Origin of the sequence: Streptomyces sp. NPDC048417 (genome assembly GCF_040651615.1) — a bacterium.
Taxonomy (GTDB): Bacteria; Actinomycetota; Actinomycetes; order Streptomycetales; family Streptomycetaceae; genus Streptomyces.
The window spans coordinates 168,455-182,982 of sequence record NZ_JBEZKI010000012.1 but is presented as its reverse complement, the minus strand read 5'-3'; the positions used below and the strand labels follow the sequence as shown (position 1 = coordinate 182,982).

At 71.1% G+C, this 14,528-nt stretch carries 12 protein-coding genes and 3 pseudogenes; 7 read left to right on the top strand and 8 right to left on the bottom strand.

All coding sequences use genetic code 11. The annotated features are described in order from the left end of the window. Positions 1 to 108: 108 nt before the first annotated feature. The 6 genes and pseudogenes from AB0D59_RS20435 to AB0D59_RS20410 all read left to right on the top strand — a co-directional run. Positions 109 to 789, top strand: a pseudogene (locus tag AB0D59_RS20435) (helix-turn-helix transcriptional regulator); the annotation flags it as partial. A gap of 2 nt (positions 790 to 791) precedes the next feature. Continuing rightward, a pseudogene (locus AB0D59_RS20430) lies at positions 792 to 956 on the top strand (MBL fold metallo-hydrolase); the annotation flags it as partial. A 95-nt stretch (positions 957 to 1,051) separates the two neighbouring features. Continuing rightward, positions 1,052 to 1,579: pseudogene (locus AB0D59_RS20425) on the top strand (carboxylesterase family protein); the annotation flags it as partial. A 215-nt stretch (positions 1,580 to 1,794) separates the two neighbouring features. After that, a complete protein-coding gene (locus tag AB0D59_RS20420) occupies positions 1,795 to 2,670 on the top strand; it encodes a BTAD domain-containing putative transcriptional regulator (protein WP_362566972.1) in 876 nt (291 codons plus the stop codon). 120 nt (positions 2,671 to 2,790) lie between these two features. Then, positions 2,791 to 3,834 (top strand): glycoside hydrolase family 25 protein, encoded by a 1,044-nt coding sequence (locus tag AB0D59_RS20415; RefSeq protein ID WP_362566969.1) that lies wholly within the window; start codon positions 2,791 to 2,793, stop codon positions 3,832 to 3,834. Positions 3,835 to 3,855: 21 nt separating this feature from the next. Further along, complete coding sequence (locus tag AB0D59_RS20410; protein WP_362566966.1) at positions 3,856 to 4,149, top strand: hypothetical protein; 294 nt, start codon at positions 3,856 to 3,858, stop codon at positions 4,147 to 4,149. Between the two features lie 222 nt (positions 4,150 to 4,371). Here AB0D59_RS20410 and AB0D59_RS20405 read toward each other — a convergent pair whose 3' ends face one another. Beyond that, on the bottom strand, positions 4,372 to 5,361 hold the full coding sequence (locus AB0D59_RS20405) for an aldo/keto reductase (protein WP_362566963.1): 990 nt from the start codon (positions 5,359 to 5,361) through the stop codon (positions 4,372 to 4,374). A gap of 135 nt (positions 5,362 to 5,496) precedes the next feature. Further along, complete coding sequence (locus AB0D59_RS20400) at positions 5,497 to 6,315, bottom strand: SDR family NAD(P)-dependent oxidoreductase (RefSeq protein ID WP_362566960.1); 819 nt, start codon at positions 6,313 to 6,315, stop codon at positions 5,497 to 5,499. Between the two features lie 137 nt (positions 6,316 to 6,452). Between AB0D59_RS20400 and AB0D59_RS20395 the strand changes: the two genes are divergently transcribed. Further along, entirely contained in the window at positions 6,453 to 7,025 is a 573-nt protein-coding gene (locus AB0D59_RS20395; RefSeq protein WP_362566958.1) for a helix-turn-helix domain-containing protein, read from the top strand. 176 nt (positions 7,026 to 7,201) lie between these two features. Here AB0D59_RS20395 and AB0D59_RS20390 read toward each other — a convergent pair whose 3' ends face one another. The 6 genes from AB0D59_RS20390 to mftD all read right to left on the bottom strand — a co-directional run bounded on the left by AB0D59_RS20390 (position 7,202) and on the right by mftD (position 14,455). Then, a complete protein-coding gene (locus tag AB0D59_RS20390; protein WP_362566955.1) occupies positions 7,202 to 7,999 on the bottom strand; it encodes an SDR family oxidoreductase in 798 nt (265 codons plus the stop codon). A gap of 147 nt (positions 8,000 to 8,146) precedes the next feature. Further along, entirely contained in the window at positions 8,147 to 9,808 is a 1,662-nt protein-coding gene (locus AB0D59_RS20385) for a thiamine pyrophosphate-requiring protein (RefSeq protein WP_362566952.1), read from the bottom strand. A gap of 149 nt (positions 9,809 to 9,957) precedes the next feature. Beyond that, positions 9,958 to 10,878 carry a 2-hydroxyacid dehydrogenase gene (locus tag AB0D59_RS20380; protein ID WP_362566949.1) on the bottom strand — a complete coding sequence of 307 codons (921 nt, stop codon included), beginning with the start codon at positions 10,876 to 10,878 and terminating at the stop codon, positions 9,958 to 9,960. A gap of 91 nt (positions 10,879 to 10,969) precedes the next feature. Continuing rightward, complete coding sequence (gene mftF / locus AB0D59_RS20375) at positions 10,970 to 12,403, bottom strand: mycofactocin biosynthesis glycosyltransferase MftF (RefSeq protein WP_362566946.1); 1,434 nt, start codon at positions 12,401 to 12,403, stop codon at positions 10,970 to 10,972. Then, positions 12,400 to 13,239: a mycofactocin biosynthesis peptidyl-dipeptidase MftE gene (gene mftE, locus AB0D59_RS20370; RefSeq protein ID WP_362566943.1), complete on the bottom strand. Its 840-nt coding sequence runs from the start codon at positions 13,237 to 13,239 to the stop codon at positions 12,400 to 12,402. The genes mftF and mftE overlap by 4 nt, the downstream gene beginning before the upstream one ends. 34 nt (positions 13,240 to 13,273) lie before the next feature. After that, entirely contained in the window at positions 13,274 to 14,455 is a 1,182-nt protein-coding gene (gene mftD, locus AB0D59_RS20365; protein WP_362566940.1) for a pre-mycofactocin synthase MftD, read from the bottom strand. Positions 14,456 to 14,528: the final 73 nt, after the last annotated feature.

Genomic DNA, 14,528 nt, shown 5'->3' with positions numbered 1-14,528 from the left:
ATCGGCTGCGTCCATGTGACCGGTGGTGCCGCCGGGGACCAGACCCGCTCGTGCCTATGCACAGCTGGGGCAGGCTGAGTGTTCCGGGCGCGGTTGATACTCGGGGTCATGAACGGAATATCGCAGCTCGGGGAGTTCCTTCAGACGCGGCGTTCCCAGCTCCGCCCGGAGGCCCTTTCACTGCCCACCTACAACGAGCGCCGGCGCGTACCGGGGCTCCGGCGAGAGGAGCTGGCTCTGCTGGCGGGGGTGAGCGCCTCCTACTACACGCGGCTGGAGCAGGGGCAGTCGCAGAGCGCCTCACCGGAGGTGCTGGACGCCGTCTCCCGGACCCTGCTGCTGGACGAGTCCGAGCGACGCCACCTGCACGACCTGGCCCGTGCTGACCGGCAACGGCCCCGGGCCCGGCGGCCCGCGCCGGAACGCGTGACGGAGGCGACACGTCAGTTGCCGGACGCCCTGAACGACGTGCCCGCGGTCGTGCTCGGCCTGCGCAGTGACGTACTGGCGTGGAACCGCCTGGGACACGCACTTTTCGCCGGCCCTCTGGCCCCCGGCGCCCCACAGACGGTGGCAACGCGTCCCAACATGGCCCGCCTGGTGTTCCTCGACGGCCACACCCGCGAGCTGTACGCGGACTGGCCGAGCAAGGCCCGGGCGGTGGTGGGAAACCTGCGGCTGGTGGCCGGCCGTCACCCCCAGGACGCGGCACTGCACGCACTGGTGGGTGAACTCAGTGCGACGAGTGCGGAGTTCGCCACGATGTGGGCCGACCACCGGGTAAGAGCGTCGACCCGGCGCAGTCCCGCACCACCCGCCGCAAGCTGCTCGGCCGGGCCGCCGACACAGGCGCCCTCGTCCTGCCGGCCCACCTCAGCGGCCACAGCGCCCTCGAAGTCCAGGACACCGGCAACGGATTCGCCATCAAGGGCTGGGCGCCCTTCACCCGGTACTGACACCAGCCCCCGGACCGCCCCTACGACGAGTCGCCGCCCCGGGACCATCCGGGGCGGCGGTACCGCCGGAGCAGCCGGCACCAAGGAGACACACCATGACACCGGCCGACCCCGCCGCGATCACCACCCACGGCCCGGTCCGCGGTCGCCGCCACGACCACGGCAGCGTCTTCCTCGACATCCCCTACGCCGCCCCGCCCGTGGGCCGTGAGCGTTTCACCGCACCGAGCCCGCACCCCGGATGGACCGAGGTACGGGACGCCGCACGGCCGGGGCCGACCGCACCCCAGCCCGCCCGGGACGCCTTCGGCACCCTGGACATGTCGCCCTACTTCGGCCCAGGCTGGCAGCCCGGCGAGGACTACCTCACCGTGAACATCTGGGCACCGTGGCCGGACGGACCGGGGCGGCGGCCGGTGATGGTGTTCGTCCACGGCGGAGGCTTCGTCGCCGGGTCCAACCGCGCACCCCTCCACGACGGCACTGCCTTCGCCCGCGACGGCGTGGTCCTGGTCACCGTCAACTACCGCCTCGGCATCCCCGGCTTCCTCCACCTGCCGGACGCACCGGACAACCGCGGCATGCTCGACGTGCTCGCCGCCCTGCGCTGGATCCGCGACAACTGAAGCGGCCGTAGGGCTCGCGTAGGTCCATACCAGTGGGTGGGACGGCCCTGCGCTCGGCGTGGGTGCGGTGCTCCGCCCACCGGCGCCTCGACTCACCGTCACGCACAAGGCGGTCCGGCCCGGCGTCCTAGGCGTGGTCCGCTGAGCGGAAAGGCGCATGACAGACGCCTTCGGCCTGTTCACGCTGGCCGCCTCAGGTACATGCGGACCGCATGGCACACGGGACTGGCCGCGCAACCGGCGGCCGCGACACGGGGGAACGGCGACTGGTGATGGCCTGGAACGAGTTGACGGCGGAACCGCGAAGAGACCGTACGGCAGGACGGGAACAGGACCTTGTCGGACTGCGCCTGTTCGGCGCCTTCCGCCTGGAGGGAGCGAACGGGTTGATCGCCGTCCCGGCGAGCGCACAGCGGCTGCTGGCCTATCTCGGACTGTACAGACGTGCGCCCCGTTCGGTCGTCGCCGGGACGTTGTGGCCCGATGTCGCCGAGGAGCACGCTCTCGGCAGTCTGCGTACGGTGCTGTGGCGGCTGCGCAGGATGCGGCAGCCGGCGGTCCGCAGCGACGGCGACAGCCTGTGCCTGGCGGACAGCGTGTCCGTCGACGTCGACGACTTCACCCGGGCTGCGCTGCGGTTGGCCGGTTCCCTGCAGGTTCCGGACGAAGCGCCACCCCCGCTGGTCCTCCTGGAGGGCGGCGAGCTGCTTCCCGGCTGGGACGAGGAGTGGATCCCCCCGGAGCGGGAGCGGCTGCGCCAACTCCGCCTGCACGCACTCGAATCACTGAGCGTCCGGCTCACCGTGAGCGGCCGCTACGCGCTCGCGCTGGAGGCGGCCCTCAGGTGCGTCGCGATCGAGCCCCTGCGCGAGAGTGCCCACTGCGCGGTGGTGGCCGTCCACCTGGCCGAGAACAACGTCGTGGAGGCGATCCGGCACTACGAGGCCTTCCGCCGGCTGCTTCGCGAGGAACTGGGACTCGAACCGTCGGCGCGCCTGTCCGGCATGTTCCCGTGCCAGGTCATGGGCGGTACGCGGAGGCCGTCGCCCGCTGTCCCGGCTGCCGGGGGGCGCCGTCGGTCGGGGTGAATGCGCCGGGACCCACCGGGGGTTGACGCGGCGGTGACGTCCCGGTCACGGGGGGCCTGCCATCGTCCCCGTGCCACGCAGAGGCAGCACTTGTTCGACAAGGAAAAGGGGGGCGCCGACATGGCCACATGTCGGGGAGTCGATCTCTCGGTCTATCAGGGAGCGCAGAACTGGAACGCCCGCAAGGCGGAAGGCGTCGTCTTCGCCTTCGCCAAGGCCAGCGAGGGCGAGCACTCCCGGGACGCACACTTCGCCACGCACATCGCGGGCATCGCCAAGGCCGGGCTCGTCCCCGGTGCCTACCACTTCGGCTGGCCCAACCAGGACGCCGGCGCCGAGGCGGCCAACTACATCGCCGCCGTGAAACCGTACGCAGGCCCGGGCTTCGTGCACTGGCTGGACCTGGAACGCAGGTCCGACGGCGCCAACTACGGGACCGTCACAGCCGCCGGGATCAGGGCCTACGCCACAGCCTGGATCGCCAGGGTGCAAGCCGCGTTTCCGCGTCAGCGGGTCGGCCTGTACACGGCGGGGAGTGACCTGGCGGCCGGCCACGCGCCCACCGCCGTACCCCTGTGGTACCCCGCCTATCCCTGGACCGGTGCGGCGACCTACGCACAGGCCGAGGCGCACCCGAAGCCCAGCCCGTCCGGCAGGTCTCCGCTGTTCTGGCAGTTCACCTCGACTCCCCTCGACCGATCCATCTGCTACCTGAGCGAGTCGGCGCTGCGCGCCTGGGCCGCCGGAGAGGAAACCGTAGACATGGCGCTCACCACGGACGACATCAACAAGGTCGCGGCCGCGGTTGTCGCGAAGCTCGTCGCCGGAGGCGGCGTGCTGGAGACGGCGGACGTCAGACAGGTCGCGTCCGCGGCGGCGAAGGAGGTCCTGACCATGGACGGAGTGATCAAGGCTCCTGCCGATGCCCCGGACGTGCAGACCAACCCCTACTGGGCCCTCCAGTCCTACATCAAGGACACCAACGCGCGGGTGCGCCTCGTGCAGGCGACGGAGGCGGCCCAGAGCGCGGTCATCGCGCAACTCGCCGCCGCGCTCGCGACGTTCGACAAGAACATCGACCCCGCCGCACTGGTCGCCTCCATCACCACGGCGATCGAGACGGCCGTCGGCAAGGTCGTCATCCACCTCGACCCCGCATCCTGAGACGTCGGGAGGGTTGTCCCCATGAACCTCTTCGCCAGCTTCATGCGCACGGTCGTGCCGATCGTCGCCGGGCTCCTGCTGACCTTGCTGGTCCGCATCGGCGTCGACTTCGACTCGGCGTCGGTGGCGAGCGTGGTCACCACGGTGCTCACCGGCGCGTACTACACGGCGTTCCGGCTCCTCGAAAGCCTCGCCGTGAAGATCCACTCCCGGCCGCTCGCGACCGTCGCCGGAATCCTTCTCGGCTGGGCGGCTCCGCCCGATTACGCGGGTACAGCGCACCCGGCGCAGACCGCCCCCGAGCACAGTCCCTGACCTGGGTTGTCAGAGCAGCATCACAGCCGCTCTCTCGCTCCCTCGTTCCCCAGGTGCGCGCCTCCGCGTTCCCGTCGGCCAGGGAACGGACGGGCGCGAGGGCCGGTACGAGGCCCGTAGGCGGGCGGCGGGGCGCGCCTGCCGGGCCACGGACGCACTCGGTACCGGGGCGGGTGGGGCGACACCGTCGCAGGAACCCTCGTCCGCACCGGGACCGGTCGGTCAGTCCTCGACCGCCTGCATCCCCTGCTCGTCGTACCGCTCTCCTGCCACCTTCGGCAGTTCGGCGTCGATGCGGGCCAGATCCTCCTTGGTCAGCTCGACGTCGATCGCGCCCGCGTTCTGCTCCAGGTACGTACGACGCTTGGTGCCCGGGATCGGGACGACGTTCTCGCCCTGGGCCAGCACCCAGGCGATGGACAGCTGGGCCGGAGTCACGTCCTTCTCCTCGGCGATCTCCTTCACCTTGGCCGCCAGCCGCAGGTTCGCGTCGAGATGGGCGTCGGCGAAGCGCGGGACCTGGCGGCGCATGTCGTTCTCGTCCAGTTCCTCGGGCGAGGTGAAGCGGCCGGCCAGGAATCCGCGTCCGAGCGGCGAGTAGGGCACGAAGCCGATGCCGAGTTCGCGGCAGGTGGGCAGCACCTGCGCCTCCACGTCCCGCGTCCACAGGGAGTACTCGGACTGCACCGCCGTGATCGGGTGGACGGCATGCGCACGGCGGATGGTCTCCGCACTGGCCTCGCTCAGTCCGATGTAGCGCACCTTGCCCTCGGCCACCAGCTCGGCCAGGGCGCCGACCGTTTCCTCGATGGGTACGCCGGGGTCGACGCGGTGCGGGTAGTACAGGTCGATGCGGTCGGTGCCGAGACGCTCCAGCGAGCCGTGCACGGAGCTGCGGACATGCTCGGCCGAGCCGTCCGGAGCACCGACAGAACTCATGTCGCCGGGTACCGCGTCGTCCATGCGGTAGTAGAACTTCGTGGCGATCACGTACTCGTCACGGTGTCCCCTGATCGCCTCGCCGATCAGGGACTCGTTGGTGAGCGGTCCGTAGACCTGCGCGGTGTCGATGAAGTCGATACCAAGGTCCAGGGCTCGCCGGATGGTCGCGATGCCCTCGTCCTGGTCCGCCGTTCCGTAGAAGGCCGACATGCCCATGCACCCCAGGCCGATGGCCGATACCTGGAGATCCCGCAGAGTGCGCTGTCGCATCTGGTGTCCCACGCCTTTCCTTCGTTCTCGTCCGCACTCGGTACGGCATGAACGTCACGTTCGGTGACTTTTCTACGTCGGTGAATGAGAGCAATCGGAACGGGTTCCGTCACTCGGCATGCCGTGCGCGCCCGGTCAGCCCTGGGCGATTCGGGAGACGTGCTGCCAGTCGGCCCAGGTCTGCAGGCGCTCGGCGTAGAGGGGCGCGATGATCTCGATGGGTTCGGTGCCGAAGAGCACCCGCAGCGGCGGGTTCTCGGCGTCGACGATCTGGAGCAGGGCGGTGGCGGCATCGGCCGGGTCGGCGAACCGGACGTCTCCCATGCGGGCGGCCATGGCCGCGCGGACCTCGTCGTAGGCGGGGTTCAGCTCGGCGTGCACGCCGGAGGAGCCGCCCCAGTCCGTGGTGAAGCCGCCCGGCTCGACCACGGTGACCTTGATCCCCGCGCCGGCGACCTCCTGCGCGAGGGCCTCGCTGAAGCCCTCCAGCGCCCACTTGGAGGCGTGGTACCCGCCGAGCGAGGGGAACGCGGCGACACCGCCGGCGGACGAGATCTGCACGATGTGGCCGCTGCCCTGGGCCCGCATGACCGGCAGGGCGGCCTGGGTGACCCAGAAGGCGCCGAAGAGGTTCGTCTCCATCTGGTCGCGCAGCTGCTGCTCGCTGATCTCCTCGATCATGCCGAACAGGCCGTAGCCGGCGTTGTTGACGACCACGTCGAGGCGACCGAACTTCTCCTGCGCCGTGGCCACCGCGGCGGCCACGGCCGGCTTGTCGGTGACGTCCAGCGCGATGGGCAGCACCGCGTCGTCGCCGTACTTGGCGACCAGGCCGTCCAGCGAGGCGGCGTCCCGGGCGGTCGCGACGACCTTGTCCCCGCGCTCCAGGGCGGACTCGGCGAACGCGCGGCCCAGGCCGCGGGACGTACCGGTGATGAACCAGACCTTGCTCATGGTGTTCTCCTTCGGATCCGGCCTTCCGGGACAGGCCTCCCGGAGCCGACTGCACTGTAACCCGAAACTTAGATGAGTCCAAAAATAGAGGAGTCCAGAGTTCGACACGTAAGATGACACCGACAGAAAGAGGTGCGATGAACCTGCGGGAGCGCAAGAAGCTCGCGACCTGGCATGCCATCCGGTCGGCCGCGCTGCGGCTGTTCGACGAGCAGGGCTACGAGGCCACGACCATCGAGCAGATCGCGGCCACGGCGAACGTCTCGCGTGCCACCTTCTTCAACTACTTCGCGGGCAAGGAGGCCGTGGTCTTCGACCAGGACCCCGAGGAGCGGCAGGCCTGGCAGGCCCTGATGACCGGCCGCCCCGCGGACGAGCCGCTGTGGGACTCGCTGACCGCGATCCTGACCGGCTTCCTGGAGAGCCTGCGGGACCGGATGCCCCTGCAGCGCCGCCTCAAGGCGCAGTCGCCCGTCCTCGCCCAGTCGGGCCAGAACTTCGGCGAGCGGTTTTTCAGCGAACTGAGGGAGTGGGTGGCGTCCCGCACCCTCCACGGTGACGAGCTGGCCGCCGCCCTGCAGTTCAACCTCGCTCTGGCCGCCGCCGACACCGCGTATCAGACCTGGCCCGACGACGAGTCCGTCGACGGCTTCCTGGAACGCCTCGAGGACTGCTTCCGCCGGGCGCGCCCCGTCATGGCCACCGGCTGAGCCACTGGTCTGCGCCGCGGTTCGGCCGAGGCGGTCGGCGGACCCCGTTCACCGGGCCCGGGTGACGCGCTGGGTGAAGCGAACGTAGACCTGTTCGGGGCAGGCCCGGTCGATCGCGACGGAGCGCCGACCGTGGCCGCTGCCGGCCCCGGAGGCGCTGTCCCCCCGTCAGGTGATCAGTAGTGGATCGGCCCGATCCGGCCACCGCCGACAGCGATCGACTCGCCGTTGATCGCCACGCTCAGGGGGGAGGCCAAGAAGGCGACGGTGCTCGCGATCTCCTCCGCCGTGACCAGACGGCCGATGCCCACCTCCGAGGAGAGCCGCCGGACGACCTCCGCCTCGTCGACACCCTGCGCCTCGGCCATGGCGGCGAACACCGCCGGGGACGCCTCGGTGATCGTCAGGCCCGGGTGGACGACGGTGACATTGACCCCCTGGGGGCCGAGTTCGTCCGCCAGGTTCTTCGTCATCGCCGCCACCGCGACGTTGCGCACCGAGCCGATCACCGACCCGGTCTGCCGCGCGGCCAGGCCGCTGACGTTGATGACGCGCCCCCATCCCCGCGCGGTCATCAGCGGAGCCACCGCCCGCACACAGCGCAGATAGCCGAGGACCTTCGTCTCCACCTCCTGCCGCAGCCGGTCGTCGTCGATGTCGGCGAGCGCACTGGCAAACCCCGAAGTGGCAGGCGTGGCAGCGCAGTTGACGAGGATGTCCACGCCCCCGAACGCGTCGGCCGCCCGCCTCACCAGCTCTTGCACGGAAGCCTCGTCGGTGGTGTCCGTCACCACGGCGAGTGCCCGGCCGCCGTCGGCGACGATGCGCGCGGCCGCCGTTTCGAGCGCGTCCCCGCCTCTGGCGGCCAGCACGACAGCCGCGCCTTCGGCGGCCAGAGCACGGGCGACGGCGTACCCGATGCCCCGGCTCGCTCCCGTGACGATCGCGCATTTTCCGGCGAGTTGGAGATCCATGCGAGACCGGCCTCCCAGGTCACTTACGGGTACTGGGCCGCAAGTCTAGATCGGGCTGGCTCGGCACCCCCATCCCGGCGGCTGCCCCTCGTGTCTCCCTGCGCGCAAGGGCGCCCGAGCGCGCAGATCCCCGGCACGCCCGAGCCCTCAGCGGTCGGCGAGGGCGCTGGCGCCTGCGACCCGTCGGCGGAACGCCGACGTCACCACCTCCAGCAGGACGACCGCGCCGCCGTCCACCTCGGCGATCGCCTTCTGGAGCGCCGGACCGACCTCGTTCGGGTCGGAGACCCGGTATGCCTTCGCGCCTAGTGCCGTGCCGATCTCGGCGTACTGGCCGCCGAGTTCCTTGAGGCCGAACCTCTGGTCGGCGACCGGCTGGTGCTCGCCGTACCCTGTCATCTCGTTGTTGTTCGTCAGCACGATCAGTACCGGGATCTTGTTGCGTACGGCGGTCTCGATCTCCAGGCCGCACTGACCGAAGGCGGCGTCGCCGAGGTAGCAGACCGAGAGCTTGTCCGGAGCCGCGACCTTGGCGCCGAGCGCCAGACCGAGCGACGAGCCGAGCGGCGTGCTGTTCCCCCAGCCGAGGTACCCGCGCGGCCGGGTCGCCACGTAGTGCGGGGCGAGGTGGTCCCGCGGATATCCCGAGTCGTGGGTGATGATCGTACGGTCCGGATCCAGCGCGGTGATCATCTCGTGCACCAGGCGGAGCGGACTGACCGGGACGTCGTTCGTCTCGAAGTAGGGCTGCCACTCGGCGGCTGCCTTGGCGTTGAAGTCCGCGACCTCCTTGCGGAAGTCGGTCTTCGCGCTCGCCGGCCTCCGCGACCGGAGTTGACGGCGGAGTTCCGCGGTGAGCTGACGGAGCACCAGCTTCGCGTCCCCCACGAGCCCGCAGGCGATCGGGTACTGCAACGACAGGTCGTCCGGGTCGTTGGTCGCCTGGACGATCGTCTTGCCGGCCGGCACACGGAACGAGCCGAGTGTGTGGAGCAGACTCGCGCCGACGCTGAAGACGAGGTCAGCGGCCGGCACGAACTCGGCGATGCCCGGGCTGATGCCCGTGCCGCCGCTGCCGATGGACAGGGGGTGGTCCTCGGGGAACGCGCTCTTGGCGATGTAGGTCGTCGCGACCGGGGCGTTGATCGCCTCGGCGAACTCGACGAGTTCGGCCGTCGCGTCGGCCCAGAGCACGCCCTGCCCGACACGGATCACCGGCCGCTCGGCGTCCAGCAACAGGGCGACCGCCCGTTCCACGTCCGCCGGATCGGCGGCGCTGAGGTGGCGGCGGGGCGGCTCGTATGCGAGGAGGTCGTCGTCGATCTCCTCCTCGGCGACATCAAGGGGCAGTTCGAGCAGCACCGGTCCGGGCCGGCCCGACCGCATGAGCTGGAATGCGCGCCGGAGCTGGGCCGGAATCGTCTTCGCGCTCTCGAACCGGGCCGACCACTTGGTGATCGAACGGAAGGAGTCGACGGCGTCGAACGTCGTACGCAGCCCGAGTTCGTCGAGCGGATTGCCGTTGGGCAGGTACAGCAGCGGCACGGAGTCGCTGTAGGCCTGGGCGATGCTCCCGAAGGAGTGCTCGGCGCCGGGGCCGTGCTGGGTCATGGCGACGCCGATGCGTCGACCGTTGCTGATCCGGCTGTAGGCATCGGCCATGTTGATGACGCTGCGCTCCTCGCGCCCGACGATCGGCCGGATCCCGACGGCCGCCGCGGTGTCGATCATCTTGTTGGCCGGGAAGCAGAACACGTTCTCCACGCCTTCTCGGCGCAACACCTCGGCAACTGCCTCGCTCCCGCGCATCTTGCTTCCTTCCCTGCGGTCCGGCACGGCTCCACTTGACTGCGACCTTCGGTGTGCAATTTTGCATACATTAGTGACTACCGCAAGACCCCCACCCGTTCTGATCCAGTCATCGACCGGGACGCGCGGGAACCGCGGCGCTCGCTCGGTCAGGAGCGCTTCCCGACTTCGTTCACCAGCTCGCGCCCGTCGCGCAGGCGCAGAATCTGTTCGCGCACGAGCCGGTAGGCACGCTCCTCCCAGCCGCGGATCGTGCCGACGTGCGGCGTGATGAGTACGTTCGGCGCGTCCCACAAGGGGTGGCCGACGGGAAGTGGCTCAGGGTCGGTGACATCCAGGAACGCCCGGATCCGCCGGCCGAGCACTTCGGCGACGAGCGCCTCGGTGTCCACCACCGCGCCGCGTGAGACATTCACCAGCAGCGCGTCGTCACGCAGTGCGGCGAGGAAACCGGCGTCGACCAGATGGTGCGTGTCGTCGGTGTGCGGCACCGCGAGTACCACCACGTCCTGCCCGGGCAGCAGCTGCCGCAGCTCGGCGACGGCACGGACGCCCGGCCGCGCGCGCCGGGCGACGACCGTGACCTCGGCGCCGAACAGGCGGACAGCGGTGGCGATGCGCGTCCCGATGTCGCCCGCGCCGATGACCATCACGCGCCGGCCGTCCAGTCCCTCGGTGAACCGCTGCTCCCAGCGGTGCTCCCGCTGCGCCATGGCGAACGGAACGATGTCCCGCAGCATCGCGATCATCCCGCCGACCGCGAGCTCCGCGGTCGATCGCCCGTGTACGCCACGCCCGTTGCACAGGAGGACGCCCTCGGGCACCAGGGAGAGCCACGAATCGAATCCCGCCGAAACCAGTTGCACGACCCGGAGCCGGGGAAGGGACTCCAGCGTTTCGCGGCTCGGTCGCGTGCTGAAGCGGCCGACGAAGAACTCGATCTCCTCACCCTGGGCCGGGATCTCACCGACGCCGTCCCACACGATCACCCGGACATCACCCGGCAGCGCACCGAGTGCGGCGCGTGCGGCTCCGTCGGGAACACTCACCGTCAGCATCGAATCGGGCATGGCAGCCCACCCCTTGAACAAGTCCCCCAAGCCGCGACCAACTCGCCGTCGGCCTCGGCGATCGCCGTGTTCCTGGGCCCGGGTGAGGGCATCACCGTCCCGGTCGGCGGGCGCGTACCGCGATGCGAGGACGGAGGGCGGCGGTGGAGCGGCCCCGGACGGCGGAGAGCCAGACTCCGGTGCCGTAGGCAAGGTCGTCGAGGCGGCGGGCGACGGCGTAGCGCAGGGGGCCGAGTCCACCGGTGCTGTGGCCCCGGTACTCCAGGGCCACGTCCGCGACGGCCGCCACCGCGGCGGCGCGGCGGACGCGACGGGAGACCAGGCATCCGGCCGCAGTCGCCGGCCACCAGTGCCGGGTGAGCAACGCGCCGCCCTGGGCGAGGGCGTTGACGGCTCCGCCGCCGGTCAGCCGGGCGGCCTCGCGCAGCGGGTGTGCGGTGCCGTCGAGGGTGCGCGCGACGCGCAGGGTCGCCGTCGTCCACAGGGCCGCGGCCACCGGCAGGGACCAGCGGCGCTGCGCCGCGACCGTGACCACCAGGGCCGCGCTCCACGGGGCGAGCACGGCCGTGGCGGTGTCGCGGGGGTGGCGCACGGCGAGCGGGTGCGCACCGGTGCCGTAGTCGGCCTTGCGCCGGAACCAGTCGACGACCTGCGCCCGATGCTCGTGGGCGGCATGCACGGCGGGCTCGTAGCGGATACGTCGCCCGCTCTCGATCAGCCGCCAGCACAGGTCGACGTCCTCGCCGACCCGCAGGGACTCGTCGAAGCCACCGATGTCCAGCAGTGTCCCGGCGTGTGCCACCAGACAGGCGCTGGGAACCCACGAGACGGGGCTGCCGGGGCGCACCGACGCGGGGTGCGTGCCCAGGTCGAGGGAGGAACGGGCGTGTTCGTAACGGCTGATCCAGCCGCCGGCGGAGTCAGTGGTCAGCGCCGTGATGCGGGGGACGACCATGGCGACGGACGGATCGGCGAAGTGCCGCATCAGTACGGGCACGGTCTCGGCGGGCAGCACGATGTCGGAGTCCACGAAGACGACGTGCGAGGTCGTCACCTGACGCAGTCCGGCATTGCGCGCACCGGCCGGCCCGACGTTGACGGGCAACGTCAGCAGGCGTGCGCCGTGTTCGGCGGCCACTTCGGCCACCCGTTCCGGGGCGAGGGAGGCGTCGTCGACGACGATGACCGGGCTGCCGGACGGTATGCAGGTGAGCAGCCGCCCCAGTTGCCCGGGCCGATCCCGTACCGGGATGACGTACGTGTACGAGGGCGCGCTCTCCCCCGCCAGGGCGGGGTCGGCCACTGCGGTGAGCTGGGGGTTGGCCATGCCGTTCGCCAGCAGCCGGTCCGCCAGGAACGCACTCGCCGCGTCCCGCACGCACAGGCTGCGGCCGGACAGCAGGGCCCGGGCCCGCGGGGTGAGCCGCAGCAGCCGGGTGGGCTGTCCGCCCAGCAGGGCCCCGCCGTCATCGAGGATCCGGGTGCCTCGGTCGAGGGTGACGGTGAAACCGTTGGGGAGGGTCATGGGGCCAGCCGTTCTGGGGCGGAGTCGTTCGTGGCGGCGCGGGTGCCGGGGGCCGCTGACGCCGGGCCGTGCGCGGCCGTCCGCCGGGCCGTGGCCGGCGTCCGCGCGGCCGCCGGGGGCTCGCCGAGTCGCCCGCGCGGGTCGGGCCGCCACGCCTGGATGCGCCGGACGGCGTTGTCCGCCAGGGTGCGCAGCAGGACACGGCCCTCCTGCGCGGTGGCGCCGGTGGGGTCGCCGAGGACGCCGTTCGGTGCGACGGCCCGGACACCGCGCGCCGTCAGCTCCGGCATGAGCTGGGCGATCGGTCGGGTGTCTCCGGGTACGGCGGCGTCGAGACGTACGTCGTCGGGGGCCAGGTGGAGCATGAGCGACGTCTCGGTGCGCCCGGCGTGCGCGTCTGCGCCGGGGACGCCGCAGCCGAGCCAGGCGCTGTCGTGTCCCTCGGCACGCAGCTGGGACACAGCCGCGTCGAGGGTGGCCACGTTGCCGCCGTGGCCGTTGACGAACACGCACCGTCCGGCCCACAGCGACAGCGACCGCACCATCTCGATCAGCACCGTCCGCAGTGCCTCGTGACCGATGGACACGGTGCCGGGAAAGTGGGCGTGCTCACCGCTCGCGCCGAAGGCGAGTGTGGGTGCCAGCAGCACCCGCGCACCGGAACGCTCCTCTGTTCGGTCCCCGTCCGCCAGCCGTTGGACGGCCGCCCGGGCCACCGCGGTGGCCACGACGGTGTCGGTGTCCAGCGGCAGGTGCGGCCCGTGCTGTTCGGTCGACCCCACGGCGACGACCACCAGCGGTGCTCCGGTGATCTCCGGCCACACTGCTCGCCCCAACTCGTTCCCTCCGCGGGCCGGCTGACCTGGCATGTCAACCGCTTGTGCCGAGAGTGCGGGTGAAGCCCTCGGGGATGACCAGGTCATCGGGGCACAGCTCGTGGACCGAGGCTCGGCCCAGCCCCAGGACGGCGGAGTCGAGCCCGCCGCGCAACAGGTCCAGTACGTTCTCCACACCGGCCTGGCCGTTGGCGCCGAGGCCCCACAGGTAGGCGCGGCCGATCAGGACGGCCCGGGCGCCGAGGGCCAGTGCCTTGGCCACGTCGCCGCCGCGGCGGACACCGCCGTCGAGGAGTACCTCTATGTCGGTGCCGACGGCTTCCACGACGGAGGGCAGGATCCGGATGGTCGCGGGAGTGGTGTCCAGGTTGTTGCCTCCGTGGTTGGAGACGGAGACGGCGGAGACGCCGGCGTCCACGGCGCGTTTGGCGTCGTCGACCCGGGTGACGCCCTTGAGGAGGAAGGGGCCGCCCCACTCCTCGCGCATCCACTTGACGTCGTCCCAGCTGGGCGGAGGGGTCTGCATCCATTCGTAGTAGGCGCCGAAGAAGGTGGGAGCGCTGCCGCCCGGCGGCTGGAGGTTCGGGGTGGTCAGGTCGGGTATCCGGCCGGTTCTGGCGAAGGACCACAGCCAGCGTGGCCGGGTGATCACGTCGGGCGCCAGCTTCATCGCCGTCTTGAAGTCGATCGACTCCGGTATCTGCGGGCTGCCCCAGTCACGGCCCATGGAGAAGGACCAGTCGAGGGTGGCGATCAGGGCCTTCGCACCGGCGGCGCGGGCCCGTTCCATGCGCAGGCTCATACTCTCGCGGGTGCCGGTCCAGTACATCTGGTAGAAGGTGTTCGCGTTGGCCGCGGTGACCTCCTCCACCGGTTTGGAGGCGAACGAGCTCAGCCCCATGATCACCCCGCGGTTCGCCGCCGCGCGGGCCACGGCGACCTCGCCGTCGGGGTGGACGGCCTGGACGCCGGTCGGTGAGATCACCACCGGCATGGACGTCTCCACGCCCAGCACGGTGGTGGTCAGGTCACGCTCGGCGTGGTGGCCCGCGACCCGGGGCGCGAAGCCCAGTTCGGCGAAGGCCCCCAGGTTGTCGTCGATGGTCCGGCCCCGTTCCGAGCCGGCCACGAGGGCGTCGTACACGGTGCTGGGGAGGTACTTCTTGGCGCGGCGCTGGGCTTCCGCGACCGTCTCGAACCAGGGATTCCTGCCCATACGGCGACTCTCCCTTGCGAAGGACTGTTATACGGACGGGATCTGCTGGACGTCGGACGCGGGTACCGCGAAC